The organism is Sphingomonas sp. 1F27F7B (assembly GCF_005503355.1).
Lineage (GTDB): Bacteria > Pseudomonadota > Alphaproteobacteria > Sphingomonadales > Sphingomonadaceae > Sphingomonas.
Genome location: NZ_SCMK01000023.1, coordinates 1 through 13,936 on the forward strand (window position 1 = coordinate 1; position 13,936 = coordinate 13,936).

Sequence of the window (13,936 nt, forward strand, 5' to 3'; positions counted from 1 at the left end):
TCCCTGGGCTGGACTGGTGTCGAAGGTGCCCGCGATACGGAGCGCAACGAGCGGGCTGAGGATCACGCGCGCCGCGTCGAGTGGCAGGCGCGGTCGCGCCACGCCCTTGTCGGCGGCATTCTTGGCGATCGTCCCGGAGCCGCTGGTGGTGACGATCTTCGAATATTTCAGGAAGGTGTCTCGCGTCTGGACGGTGAAGCCCCGGCGTGCCGATTCCGCGATGCCGTTCTGGGCATAGCCATAGGTGCCGCCGACGATGACGCTGCCGTCGAGCAGGGTCGTGCTCTGGCCGGGCAGCGGCGCGCCCGTGCCGCTGTTCTCCACCAGTCGCAGCGCGCCGGGGATCGCCATCGCATATTTGGCCGGCACGAGCAGATACTCGCCGCCCGGCACGCCCGGCGCGCCGTCGAGCCGCACCGTTCGCCCGGCATTGCCGCCATAGAGATCGACCGGGCCGCCGCTGCCGTAATCGGCCGAATAGAGCGGGTCATAGGGCGCGATCCTGTTCGCCTCGCTGACCGGCACCAGCGCGAAGACCTGCCGCTGGTCGGCGAATTGATACCCGCGCCCGGTGGCCGGATCGAAGCCGTTCCCACTGAACGGATCCCGGTTGAACCGGTCGAGCAGGTCGCGCGATCCGCCCACGCCTGACTGGAACTCATAGGCGAACAGGTCGCCGCCGCCGCGCCCATCGACCCGCGCACCGGCTTCTTCGACGATCGAGGCCGCGGCCAGATTGAGCTGTCCGGTCGGCAGCCGGGTGATCGGCGTCGGGATCGTCGGGAAATAATATTCGATCAGGTCGGACGTACTGCCATAGGGGATGTTGAGGCCGGCACCCGAAACCGTAGTGACGCTGCCCGCGCCGAAGCTCAGCGCAGTGGTGGCCAGAGCGGACATTCCGCTGAAGTTCACGGCGCTGTTCGAGCCGAGCTCAAGCAGCCCCAGCGGCGCCGCGAGATACCCGTTCTGCGCGATCCGCGCGGCAAGGACGCGCAGATGCGTGCCCGCCGACAAGGGCGCGGGGACACTCGCATCGAGATAGGTGTTGCCGAAGGTGATGCTGTGGTCGCCGAGCGCGGCAATGTCGAAGGGATCGATATTGCTGGTCTTGCCTTCGAGCAGCGCCTGCAGATTGCCGGTGCCGGTCGTCGCATAGGTGCGGCGCGCGTCGATCAGCAGGTCACCCGCGGTGAGGAGCTGCCCGCTATAGGCGATCTGTCCCAAGCCGCGGTCGTTCACGCCCGTCAGGCGGAGATCGCCCGCGCTGCGCAATCCGATCGAGGCTATGCCGCGGTCGAAGGCGACGCCCCCCACCAGGTCGATGCCTTGCGCACCGGCCACGAACTCGACACGCGCATCGCCGGTCGTTCCACCGGGCAGCGCCGCGGAGCGATCGCTGGCGAACCGGATATAGCTTGCCCCGACCGATGCCCTGGTGCCCGCGGTCGCCGCGACATGGACCTGGCTGCCGAACTTTGCCCCGGCAACCGTCGGGTCCTGCGAGAGGACCATCAGCGACTTGCGCAGCGAGAGCGAGAAGTCGCCGTCCAGGGTAAGCGTGTTGCGCGCGACCAGGCTGTCGAAACCGCTCGCCGCGATCATGCCCGCATTGAGATAGTCGAGCCCCCCGGCGGCATTCGCGCCCAGGGTCGGCAGCAGCCATTCGAGCCGGCCACCCTCGGCCTTCGCCGTGCCGCCATGCGCGTTGATCGGCGTGATGCCGAGCGAACCGCCGCCCAGTGCCGAGATCGTGCCCGCCGCGCTCCACTCCAGATAGGGCGTGAAATTGCCCAGTCCGGTCGCCAGGTCGACGAACGCGCTGGCGCCGCCGATGTCCAGCATCGCGCCGTCGCGCCGGGTCAGGGTCGATTGCGACAGCACCGCCGAGGAAGAGCCGCGCCGCGTTGCTTCCATGCCGGAGCGGAGCGCGATGCTGCCGCCATCGAGCAGACGCGCCGTCCGGACCTGGGCCCCGCCCGGCTGAATCGGGGTGCGCGGGTTGAATATCGCGATGCCCGAAAGATCCGTGACGCTGCCATTGTCGAGCAGGATCCCCTGCCCGGCATCCAGCCGGCCAAGGAAGTAGATCAGTCGGTCCGAGCCTTCGCGCGAGACCAGCTCGCGATTGGTGATCACCCGGTTTGGGTTCGCATGGTCCGTGACCCCGGCGGCGTTGAGCGCACTCTCGTCGAACCGTCCGAGCGCATCGGTTCCGCCGCCGAACGCGTCCGCCAGCCCATGGCCACCCATATCGCCCCCCCGCACGCCGAGCCCGCCGACGACGAGGTCATTGGGCAAGTCGTTGCGCTGGGTGATCGTGCCGCCGTGCAGCGCGATCGTGCCGCCATTGTAGAGCTTCCCGACCGTGAGGCTCGCCTCGGGCGCGCCGCTGATCGTGCCGCCCGCGAGCACGTCGAGCTCGGTGAGTCCGCCGAGCACCAAGTGCGCCGCCTTCCGATCCCATATCGCCTCCATCCGCGAGGGCGCGAGGAACGATTGGCCGCGCAGTTCCGCCCCCGTTGCGAGTCCGCGCAGCGCGCTCGCCTGATCGGCGTTCGGCACCGAGGGGAGCAGCCATTGCGTCAGATCGAGCGTTTCGCCCGCCTTCACGGCGAACTGGCTGGTCTCCAGGAAAGCGGATTTGCCGGCACGCGGGTTGGTGAAGACGTCATCGACGATCCGCGAGCGATAGCTGCTCAGGTCGAGCGTGCCGAAGCCGGTGGTGCGGAAGAAGTCGAAGCCGATATGCGTGGTGCCGGCCCGATTGTCCGAACCGAAGCTGATGTCCGGCGCGGCCAGTGAGAAGGTGCCCCCACCGGCAAAGCCATAGCCCAGGATCGTCGCGCCCCCGATGTCCACCGTCGCGCGCGGATCCGGCACGAGCTGCGGCAATACCGGGGTGCCCGGGAACGGCAGCCCCCCGACCGGGAGCGGCGTGAAGTCGACCGATTGGCTGGTGCCTCCGAGCGGCTTGTCCGCCAGCGGATTGGACGATTCCTCGATGCGCCCGCTATTGGTCAGCCCGGCCGCCGCATAGGTGGTCGCCGCCGACAGCGAGACATTGCCCCCCTTGCCGTCGAGCACCAGGCTTCCCGTCGTGCTGACATAGCCGCCCGACATCACGTCGAGCGTCCCGCTCACGCGCACGCTGCCGCTCAGGTCGACTGCCTGGGTCGCCGTCTCCAGGCTCGTGCCGATTGCCGCGAAGACGTTCCGCGCAGCCGACAGGGTGATGCTGCCGCCGTCTCGGAACGCTCCGCCCCGCGGCGCGCCCTGCTCGACATAGTCATTGACCCACAGCCCGGCGGTCGAGAGCTTTCCGGTGACGATCACGTCGAACGGGTGGAGCTCTCCGGGGTCGGTGGCGTACAGCAACAGGCCGCCGGTGCCGAGATCGTCCCCGTTGCCATTGCCATAGGCGCCGATGCGATAGGCCGATCCCGGCGGGGCCAGGCCGAGCGCAGCCGTGTTCACCGTCCGCGCGTCGATCGAGCCCGAACTGGCCGTCACCGTGCCGTCGAACCGGATCGTCCGCCCGGCGATGACCGTCAACGCGCCACCCGGCGCCAGGGCAAGATCCGACGCGCCGGTGATCCGCAGCGCGTCCGGCGTCTGCAGCGTGAAGGGGTTGGTCCCGGCAAAGGTGACGGCGCCGAGCGTAGTGAGCGACAGGGCCGACAGGCCGGCATCGTTCAGCATCGCGTCGCGGAGCAGCAATTCGCCCCGGTCGGCCGCCGCGGTGCCGCGCTCGCCATGATAGATCAGCATGTCGCCGGCGGAGCGGATCGACACGGCGCCGCCCGAGGGCAGCTCGAACGCGTCCCGCTGGAGCTTCCGGCCATCGCCGGCGACCGTGCTCGCCAGGCTCGGCCGGTCGGCCGCCGCGATCTGGCGGGCACCGGCAAAGGCATTGCCGTAGAAGGCGCCATCGACCGTCACCGTCGGCGCATTGGCGACCATCGGATCGCCGATCACCAGCCTGCCGGCATCACGCCCCTCGTCATAGGCGGCGTCGAGACGCAAGCCCTGGCCGGATGCGCTCAGATAGGTGCGCAGCACGCCGAAACGCGGCTGGACCTCGGTGAAGCCGTCGACCACGCCGACATAGACGTCGTTCGGATCGGCCTTGCCGATATCGACGATCCGCCCGTCCTTGGTGACGAGCCGGCTCGTCCGCACCGTGCCTGCGGCATAGTTTACCCAGCCTCCCGAGAAATCGATCGTCGCGCCCCGCGCGATATGAACGCTCGCCGGGTTCGAAGCGGTGCCGCCCAGCGGCGACGTCAACAGGCTGACGCTGCCGCCCCTGGTCATGAACTCCTGCGCAGTCACGCCGATCTGGCTGGCGAGGCTGCCCGCCTCGATCAGCGGCGAGCCGACCCAGGCGACTCCGTCCGCCCGCACGCCGGAGAGGCGCGGATCGACATAGAGCGTCGCACCGTTGAGCGTGAAGTTGCCGTCGAGCGCCACGTCGCGATAATTGGGCGTGTCGCGCAGTTCGTTGCGCTTCACCGGCGTGATCTCGATCGAATTGCGCGACGCGCTGAGCTGGACGTCCTTGTAGCCGCTGACGTCGATAGTCGCGCCGCCGGCGATGTCGATGCGCCCCGGTGCCAGATTCGCCACGGTCGTGAGGTTCGGGCCCGCGCTCGCCGCGCCCACCGAGACATTCGCCCCGGGCGCATAGATCAGCGCATTCTGCCCCATGCTGAAGTTGGTGGCCCACAAGGCGCCGACCGGCGCGCCCAGCACCTGGACCTGCGTGCCGATCTCCAGCTGCGAGGCCTTGAAAGGCGCGGGCTCGTTCGCCGAACCTTGCGGAATGGTCTCGCCATTATCGTCGGCGATCATCTCGATCCCGCTCGCGCTTCCGGGATCGGCACTGCCCGCGAGCAGGATGTTGCCCGCGGTGATCGAGATCTTGCCGTTGCGCGAGACGCTGGTCGTCGTCGCGAGCAGCCCGCGATTCTCGATCGAGCCAAAGGCGCCGGTCCCGAGCGAGAGATAGCCGCGGCGGGATTCGATGATGCCGTCAACGACGATCTTGCCGTCATCGGGCCGGGGATCGCGCGGCAGCTGAACGTTCCCGCGAAGGCCGTAGTCGAAGCTGTTGAGCTTGTAGCCGCGAACATAGGGATCGGCGCTGCCGGCCGCGCCCGTCGATTCGATGAAGCTGACCGCACGGCCCGCCTGCAGGCTCACCTGGCCCTCGATCGCCCGCAACGCGCCCGCGCTGTAGATCTCGGGAGCGGCGAGAATGAGGAAACCGCCGCTGGTCGTGCTCAGTTGCGCGCCGCTGTCGACGGTGATGCCGCCCTCGACTTCGCTGACGAACTTGACGTTGGTGCCGTCCTGCTGCGTGATCCCGGACACGAGCAGTGCCACGCCGGTCGGTGTGGTCTCGGTAATGTCCACGGCATTGTTGGCAGGCGCGAACAGGCCATTTTCGAGATAGTAACGGTTGCGGTCGCGGATCGACGCCACGGCGGTCCCGCCCGTCGCCCCCCGCACCGCCGCATTGCCCAGTTCCAGCGTGCTCGCCAGCAGCGAATGGGTGTTCACCTGGCTGTTCTTGCCGAAGATGATGCCCGCGCGATTGAGCACGACCACCGTGCCGTCGGCCTTGAGGTTGCCGAGGATCAGGCTCGGATCGGTCGTGTTGGTCACACGGTTGACCGCGACCCAGCCGGGCTTCGCGACGCCGTTCTCCTTCTGGTTGAACTGGAGCGTCGTGTTGGTGCCGATGTCGAAGCGGTTCCAGGACAGCAGCGCCCGCTCCTGGGTCTGATCGATCGTGACGACGACGCGCCCGTCGACCACCGTCTGGCTCGGCAGCCCCGCACCCTGCCAGGTCTTGAGCCCGGTCGCGTCATTGGCGGCACCCGCGCTGACGAGGAGCTGGTTGGCGCGCGCGGTGTCGCCGGCCTTGGTGGCTGCGATCGCTTCCCGGATCGCATCGGTCGGGTCGAGGCCACCGGACGACAGGCCGTCGGTCACGCCGGTGCGCGTCGCAGCCTGGCGCAGCGAGCTCGCATAGGCACGGATCTGCGCGATCCGCGACTGAGTCGAGCGCTGGCGCGACAGTGCCGCCTGCATCGTCGGCGAGCGCACCGGTACCGCGCTGGGCTGCTGCGCCTGGGGTCGCGGCGCGCCGGCCTGCTGGCGGAGCAGCCCCCCCATCGTCTGGGCGGCGGCCGGCGAACCGGTCAAGCCGAGCGCCAGCGTCGCCGCGCTCGCACCGAGAAGCAGCAGATGACGCCGGGCGTCAAAGGACGAAGGCAAGCGACGAGCCGTCATTGCGGTACTCCAGCCTGAAAGTCGTTCAGGGACGCGAAGAAGGTCGGGGCAAGGCAGCCGCGCCGCCGCCAATGACCGGCGCAGTCGCGCGGACATGGCCGGGCGGCGCGGCGGCGCATCAGAAGGCCACGCTGAGGTCGAGGTGCAGCACGTCGATCGCCAGAGGCGCGTCGACGATCTGGTTCGCGCTCAGCCAGCGTGCACCCAGCGCAATGCCGTCAAAGGGCGCCCAGGCGCCGCCGACGACGAAGCCTCGCGCGTTGGTGCCGCCCAGGTGGAAGTCGGAATCGGTGAAGCTGTCGGGAACGGCATCGCTCTCGAGATATTTATAGGCGAGGTTGACGGCCCAGGCGCCCCGCTTCGCACGGCGCGGATTGACGCTGAACAAATTGGGGTCGCCGATGGAGAAATAGCCGCCATAGCCCTGATTGCCGCCGACGAACCGCGCCGGCTTGGTCGCGTCGCAGGCGCCCTGGAGCGGATTGTTGGCCGGGTCCGAGAGCACGACGTTGTTGAGCGGTGCCCCATCCGGCCCCTCGGCGCAGATACCCTTGGGATTGAAGCCGAAATTGTAGAGATAATTGCCGGTCAGCCTGGCGACGACCCGGTCGGAGATCGGCACGCTGACCGATCCGCTCAGATCGAGCACGCGATAGGCGAATTTCAGCCCCAGATATTGCGGCTGGCGCGGATCGTTGGGGTTGGGATTGGCGGTCGTGTCGAACCGCCGCAGGAACATCAGCGTGTTCCCCTTGGTCGCGAAGAGCGGGCGCAGCGCATCGGTCGAACATTCGATATTCTCGACCGAATAGATGTCGCACGGCGCCGAGACATGGCCGCGCAGATAGGTGAAGTTGTGATAGGCGCCGGCCAGATGCGCCTCGACGCCGTTGCCGAACTTCTTCGCCAGCTCGAGCTGGCCGCTGAACAGATAGCGGTCGCGCCAATTGCGCTTCTCCGACGCGGTCGAGGGGTAGTTCGGATCCTCGAACATGATCGGGAACGCCCCGCCGCGCACCGCCAGGGTAAAGCCGTCCTCGCCGACGATCTTGGCGAGGTTCGCCTCGCCATAGAGCCCGTCGAGCGCCAGATCGGGATCGAACATCAAGTCGGTGGTGCGGAACGGGTTGTCGAACCGGCCGAGCATCGCCGTGACGCCGGGGACGAGTTCGCCCTTCACATAGGCGTTCTGGAGCCACAGGTCGCGCTTGCGGAATCCGCCGGTAAGCGTCGCATTGGTCGAGATCGGGCCGGGGTCGTTCCCGGTTGCGAGCTGGAAACCGAGCGTGAACCGATCGGCCACGGTCGCTTCCAGCCCGATCCGCGCACGAAGCTCCATGTTGTTGCGCTTGTCGCGGGTCGTGTTGATCCGCGGCGCGAGCTGCCGGGTGAGATCGATCGGCCCGGTCGCATTGAACTCGGGTACATTGATATAGTCGGGCGAATTGTCCTTCGCATAAAAGGCGGAGGCCGAGCGGAAGCGCAGATCGCCATGGATCCGGATATTGTCGACCCAGTCGGGCGCGGCCTTGCCCGGCGCCGCCCAGCCCTCGGTCTTGGCCTGCGCCAGCACTTCCTTGCGCAGCTCCTCCTTGATCTGGTTGCGGACTGTTTCGGGAACATAGGGCACCCGCACCGTTCCCGCAGGCGGCGGCGGCAGATCGGCAGCGGCCTGCTGAACCGGCACGGCAGGCGCCTGCGCCATCGCGGCGCGCGCCTGCACTGCCTCGGCCTGGGCCTGGTCCATCAGCGCCTTGCCCTTTTCGGGCGTCAGCACGCCCTGCTCGATCAGCAGACGGACCAGATTGACCATCGCACTGTCCGAGGGCTGGGCCGGGGTGACCGCCTGTTGCGCGAATGCCGGCACGGTCCAGAGCAGCGCCACCGCCGCGGCGCCGCTCGCCATGGCGCGGCGCGAACGCCGGAGCTTCAATCCAACGAACATCATCACACCCCTTCGTGTTCCGCGCGCGGCCCCCTTGTCCGGGGCCGTCACACGCCAAATTGTCGAGCCGCGCCGCGGGCCGGATGCCACGCGCACGTCAAATCCCCCGCCGGCCGCGGACGGTGATCCGCTGCGGAAAGGCCATGGATTGCGGCGGTGCGTTGAGCCCGCGGATGCCGGCGAGCAGCGCGGCCAGCCGTTTCATGCCTTCTTCGTCATTGCCCCCGCGCACCTCCAGCAGGCGCACGCCGGTCACCCGGCCGTCGGTCGTCACGGTCAGCGAAAGATCGGCCGAGAAGACCAGGCGGCTCAGCCGCTCGTCGGCGCGCACGCGGTCCTCGAGCGCGGAACTGAGATAGCGGCGATAGAGCCCCTCACCCATGCCCCCGCCGGCGGCCGGCTTCGCGCCACAATTGGTCCCGAGGCAGGTGCCGCCACTCCCTGGCGCGCCGATTCCGCCGCCATTGCCCGCCGCCAGCCCGAAACTGTCGGTTCCAGCCTGTGCCGGCGCCGCGATCGTCACCGGCGCCGCCTGGGGCTGCTGCTGCGGCGTCTTCGGCGCCTCGGCCGGCGAAGGCTGGGGCTGCTCGGTCGGCTCGGGCGGCTTTTCCTTGAGCTCGGGCGGCGGAGGCGGCGGTGGAGGCGGCGGCAGCGGCACCACATCGACCACTGACCTGGAGTCCTCGTTGACCCGCACGCCGCGCACCGCCGTGATCTGGCTGTAGACGAACCAGGCAAGTGCCCCCAGCAGCAACAGCCCCACGACATAGGGCAGCGCTTCGCGGATCGGCGCGCGATCCTCGAAGGCCTCGAAGTCCTTGGGCTGCGGGGTGATCACCTGCGCCTCGCCGCTCAGGAGGTGGTGCCGGGCTTGCCGGTGACCAGCCCCACCTTGTTGAGGTCGAGCTGGCGGCACAGGTCGAGCACCTGCGTCACCTTGCCATATTGCGCGGCCTGGTCGCCCTTGAGCACGATCGGCACATCGGGATTGCTCGCCTTGGCGTTGCGCAGCCGGGTCTCGAGGTCGGCCATCGTCACCGGAAAGGCGTCCATGAAGATCTGCCCGTCCGTGGTGACGGTGATCGCGATCGTCTTGGGCTGGACCAGGCTCTGCGCCGCGCTCGCCTTGGGCAGGTCCACCTTGATCCCCTGCACCGAAGCGGTAGCCATCAGGATGAAGATGACGAGCAGCACATAAGCCAGATCGAGCATCGGCGTGATGTTGATGTCGTCATAGGCCTTGCGGCCCTTGTTGATCTGCATGGTCGGTCTCCCCTTCCCGCAATCACTCGGCCGCCTGGAGCACGGGCGGCGGCGCGTCCTCGATCTGCATCTCGGCGAGGCGGGTGATCAGCCGGTCGACGAAGACGCGCATCTCGTCGGAGAGCGCCGAGATCCGGCTGTTCAGATAATTGTATCCGAACAGCGACGGGATCGCGCAGGCGAGGCCCGCGATCGTCGCCATCAGCGCCGCGGCAATGCCGGGGGCGATCGCGTTGACGTTGACGTCGCCTGCCTGCGCAACGCCGGCGAAGGTGTTCATCACGCCGAGCACCGTGCCGAGCAGCCCGATGAACGGGCCGCCCGAGATCGCGATGGTGAGCAGCACCAGCCAGCGGTCGAGCTTCTGGTTCTCCTCGACCACCACCGCGTCGACCGCCGCGCGCATCGCCTCGACGCTCTCGCCTGCCAGCGGGCGCCGCCCCCGCGCTTCGCGGCGCACCTCGAGCTCCTCGATCCCGGTCTCGTAGATCCGGCCGAGCGGCGACCGCTCGATCGCGGCGAGCTCGCGCGGGCTCACGCCCTCGACTTGCTTCATGCTGACGAGATGCTCGTGCAGACTGCGGAAACGCCGCACGAACACGCGGTTCGCGCGCACCGATCGGTTGATGTAGTTTGACTTGGAGATCATCACGATCACCGCCAGCACCAGGATGAACAGGCACAGGCCGATGATGAAGGCATCGATCAGCTCGACCTTGCCCAGCACGTAGAAGAAGGTGCCGCCGCCCGAGCTCTGCCGCTCCGCGGTGCCGGCGACGGCGACGATCTTGTTGCTCGGCCCCTCGGCCTGCGCGCTCGCCAGCAGCATTGCGGCGGGACGCGCCGTCTTGGACAGGCGGACCTCGTCGAGCTCGCCGGTGAACGGCCGGCCGGCAGCGCCGCCCAATGTGATCGGCCCGTCAAGCGCAGGCAGCACGCCGGCTGCCGCGGCGGCTTCGACGCCGCTCGCATAGAGGCGCAGATTCTGCCCGTCGGCAACCAAGCCGAGCTGCGTCCATTCGCCGGGCTTGAGTGCCGCGGCAGCCTGGATGCGCTGCGTGCCGACCAGCGCGAACGGCACACCGTCGGCAATGCCGACGGTCAGCGGCCCGCGCGTGAAGATTGCCTGTTCGCCCGCCGGCTGGTCCGCCTTCACCCAGGCGCTCAGCGTCAGCGGCGCCCCGGCGGGCATCGCCAGTGAAGGCGTTGCCGGGATGACCAGCTCGCCCTGGCCCTGGAAGCGCGCCGCGCGCGCGATCACGCCATTCTCATCGATCGCCGGGACCGCGTTCTGCGCATTGTTGGCGTTCGCGGTCAGGTCGCCGGCCGGTTTCCCGGCGGCTTCGCTGAAATGATAGGCGGCGATCGTGTCGGGATCATAGGTCTGGGCGACGTTGCCGGCCGCCGACGCGTTCTTGTTGCCGTAATAGAGCCAGAGCTGGCGCTTCTCGCCGCCATTGAGATTGGGCACCGACACCCATAGCGCCGCGATGCTGTTGGTCGCGTCGTAACGCTCGATATGGAAAGGCAGCGGGGTCTTGCCGTCGGCGTCGATCACCCGCAGGTCCGCGCCATTCTCGAGCGCGTCGCCAAAGGTGAAGTTGCCGTCGTGCAGCCGCACCAGCAGCACCGTGCGGCCGATCGCGCCGCTGATATTGCCCCCCGTCGGCGAGGTGTCGACCGTCACCGGGCGGCGATAGGGCCAATCCTTGTTCCACCAGCCGCCGCTGGTCTGGGCAAAGGCCGGGGTGGTGATCGCGAGCAGCGCGATCAGCCATGCTAGAAATTTACGGCCCACGTTCAGATCCCCATTGCTGTCCGAAGTTAGAATTCGCCCTTCAGCGAAAAACTGTATCGCGGCTCGCCACGCCTGGTCGTCGGCCCCGCGCGCAGCGGCACGCCGATCACGAACTCGCCGCTGAGCAGCTTGAAGACCTGCAGCCGGAAGCCGCCGCCGATCCCGGCGATCCGGAATTCGTCGGTCTGGCCGATGGCGGGCGCACGCAGCCGCGCATATCCGGCGTCGAGAAAGGTGAAGAAGCGCAGCTCGTCGACAAAGCCGGCAAGCGACGGCGCCAGGCTCGGCGTGCGCATCTCGATCGAAGTGACGAAGCCGTCGTCGCCGACCGCCTCCGAAACATAATAGCCGCGCACGCTCGACATGCCGCCGATCGAGAACTGCTCGTTGGTGACCAGGCTCGCATCCGCGAATTGGCCCGAGACGCGCAGCGCGAGCTGATAGTCCGCGATCAAGGTGCGCGTGTAGTTGAGGTCCAGGTTGAAATGGACGAAATTCTCGTTCGCATCGATCGCGCGGCCAGTGAACTGATCGGCGACCACCCCGATGCTGCCATTGCCCAGCCGGCAGGTGAGCACCCCGGACGGCGGCGTCGGGGTATCGAAGGGGCTCTCGAAACAGTCGTCGCGCTTGACGACGCGCAGGCCGGCGGTCGCGCCGAAGGTGAAGCCGAAGCTGCTGACCTCGTCCGCGCCGCTCAGCGCATATTCGGTGACGAACGGCAGATAGCGGATACGGGTCGGCTGCAGCGCCTTGCCTGCCAGCGAGATGTTTTCCTTGAAATTCTTGAAATCGGGCCCGAAGCTTATCTGCTGCGAGACCTTGTCGCCCGGCAGGCGATATGTGGCGCGCGCACCGATCTGATAGCCGTTGCCCAGCACATTGGTGCCGCCCAGCGCAGCGACGTTGCTGTTCGACTTGTAGCCATAGAGCAGGAACGACCAGGGCGTTCCGATCAGCGGCACATTGTACGAGGCAGAGAGCACTGCGCTCTGGTGCGTGTCCTGCGGCGTGAATGCGCTGGTGAGCGTCAACGTATGACCCTGCCCCCACAGATCGGCGTAGCGCACCGTGCTGCTCAGGCGCAGCGGCCGGGTGTTCGGGCTGTTGTCGTTGTTGAGGTCGATGCTGGCGTGGAGCGGCAGCTTGTCCTCGACCTCGAGGTCGACATCGACCGTGCCGGGGGTCGCGCCAGGCTTGAACTTCGGATTGATCGCGCGATCGGGATAGCGATTGGCCGCGGCGACGTCGCGCTGGAGCGCGGCGACGTTGATCGGCTGCCCCTCGACGAGCGAGGGCACCTGGGCGCGCGCGACTTCGGCCGAATGATGCTTCGCGTCGACCACCTGGACGCGCCCGAGCGGCGCCTCGCGCACGGCGATCTGGACGATGCCCTGGCTGAAGGTCTCGTTGGGCTGGATCGGGATCTCCACCTCGACCGCTTCGAATCCCTTGGCCGCATAGGCCCGCTCCAGCGCTTTCTGCGCGGCGATCACATCGTCATTGGTCCGGCCGGGACCGAGATAGGGATAGACCAGCGTCTCGATCTCGGCATTGCTGAGCCGGGTGACGCCGGACACATCGATCGCAGCGATCATGAAACTGGCCGGCGCCGCGCGCGCGCCGGCGCGCTCTGCTTCAGAGGGCGGCGCATCCTGCGCGAGCACGGCGGGAACCGAGCCCATGGCGACCAGCGCGGCGACGGAGACCATGCGGAAGAACGGCTCCTGCATCTCAGATCTCGATCAGGCCCGCGCCGATCGCCAGGGCGACGGCGTGGATCTTGTTGACGGCGTTGAGCTTCTTGCTCGCCCGCGCCACGTGCAGCTCAACGGTGCGGATGGAGACGCCCAGCTTCTTCGCAGCTTCGGCCAGCGTCTCGCCGAGCGCTGCAAGCCGCAGGCAGGCAATCTCCCGGTCGGACAGCGCCGGCCCCAGGCTGTTGCTCGGCGGCACGATCACCTTGGCCATCAGGTGAAAGGCGAGCGCCAGCATCGCGAGCGACGGCGCCTGAGTGTCGACGAGGTGCATGGCCCCTTCTTCGGTGCCGCCGAACAGGATCAGGCAGGCGGGGCCGGCCGGATGATCCTGGACGGGCACCGTGACTCCGGCGGGCCGGCCCTGGAATTGCTGCGCCGCATACCAGCCACGCTGCTCGTCGGTCAGCCCCTCGCCTTCGCCGCTTGACCAGGCGAAGGGCAGGAAGGCCATCAGGATGGTCTCCACCCCGGCCTGATCGGTCATCCAGAGATTGGCGCTGTCCGGATGCGTCGAGAGAAAACGCTGCAGCTTCCAGTGCGGAAGGCGCTGTCCCAGATGCAGATGGCCGAGATGCATGTAGCGCGCGCCGCGAAACCCATGCCGTAGCGCACGATCGGCGAGCCATTGCTGCAACGCCTCGGCGTTCTCGCATTGGGCAAGATCGTCGACAAGCGCGGCGAGCGACGCCGGGGCAGTCAGCCCCACCCGATCCGCAGGCCGCAGCCTATCGGGTGCAACGGGGCTGATGTGGCGCCCAAAGGCGCTGCTCGCGAACATTTCTCTTTCCCCGCCGATCTGGCTCCCTGCTAAGTGGACACGGGGCTAGCTCCATTTTGGCAAAGCTTTTTTGTTGCAATTTGATGACGATA

At 67.9% G+C, this 13,936-nt stretch carries 7 protein-coding genes; all 7 read right to left on the reverse strand.

Features of this window, described 5'->3' with window-relative positions; all coding sequences use genetic code 11:
• Window positions 1-6,300 (reverse strand): two-partner secretion domain-containing protein (locus FFS08_RS18340; protein WP_171012690.1); only part of this gene is annotated, 6,300 nt, incomplete at its 3' end.
• Between the two features lie 118 nt (window positions 6,301-6,418).
• Window positions 6,419-8,245, reverse strand: a complete 1,827-nt coding sequence (locus FFS08_RS18345) for a putative porin (RefSeq protein WP_171012691.1) — start codon at window positions 8,243-8,245, stop codon at window positions 6,419-6,421.
• Window positions 8,246-8,342: 97 nt separating this feature from the next.
• A complete protein-coding gene (locus tag FFS08_RS18350; RefSeq protein WP_137861295.1) occupies window positions 8,343-9,083 on the reverse strand; it encodes a TonB-dependent receptor in 741 nt (246 codons plus the stop codon).
• 14 nt (window positions 9,084-9,097) lie between these two features.
• A complete protein-coding gene (locus FFS08_RS18355; RefSeq protein WP_137861296.1) occupies window positions 9,098-9,508 on the reverse strand; it encodes an ExbD/TolR family protein in 411 nt (136 codons plus the stop codon).
• A gap of 22 nt (window positions 9,509-9,530) precedes the next feature.
• Complete coding sequence (locus FFS08_RS23610) at window positions 9,531-11,306, reverse strand: MotA/TolQ/ExbB proton channel family protein (RefSeq protein ID WP_171012693.1); 1,776 nt, start codon at window positions 11,304-11,306, stop codon at window positions 9,531-9,533.
• Window positions 11,307-11,332: 26 nt separating this feature from the next.
• Entirely contained in the window at window positions 11,333-13,039 is a 1,707-nt protein-coding gene (locus tag FFS08_RS18375; RefSeq protein ID WP_249340964.1) for a ShlB/FhaC/HecB family hemolysin secretion/activation protein, read from the reverse strand.
• Between the two features lies 1 nt (window position 13,040).
• Window positions 13,041-13,844 (reverse strand): helix-turn-helix transcriptional regulator, encoded by an 804-nt coding sequence (locus FFS08_RS18380; RefSeq protein WP_137861297.1) that lies wholly within the window; start codon window positions 13,842-13,844, stop codon window positions 13,041-13,043.
• Window positions 13,845-13,936: the final 92 nt, after the last annotated feature.

Excerpts from the sequence above, each read along its gene's own strand:
- FFS08_RS18345 (WP_171012691.1), bottom strand. The coding sequence starts at position 8,245 with ATGTTCGTTGGATTGAAGCTCCGGCGTTCGCGCCGCGCCATGGCGAGC.
- FFS08_RS18355 (WP_137861296.1), bottom strand. The coding sequence starts at position 9,508 with ATGCAGATCAACAAGGGCCGCAAGGCCTATGACGACATCAACATCACG.
- FFS08_RS18375 (WP_249340964.1), bottom strand. The coding sequence starts at position 13,039 with ATGCAGGAGCCGTTCTTCCGCATGGTCTCCGTCGCCGCGCTGGTCGCC.
- FFS08_RS18380 (WP_137861297.1), bottom strand. The coding sequence starts at position 13,844 with ATGTTCGCGAGCAGCGCCTTTGGGCGCCACATCAGCCCCGTTGCACCC.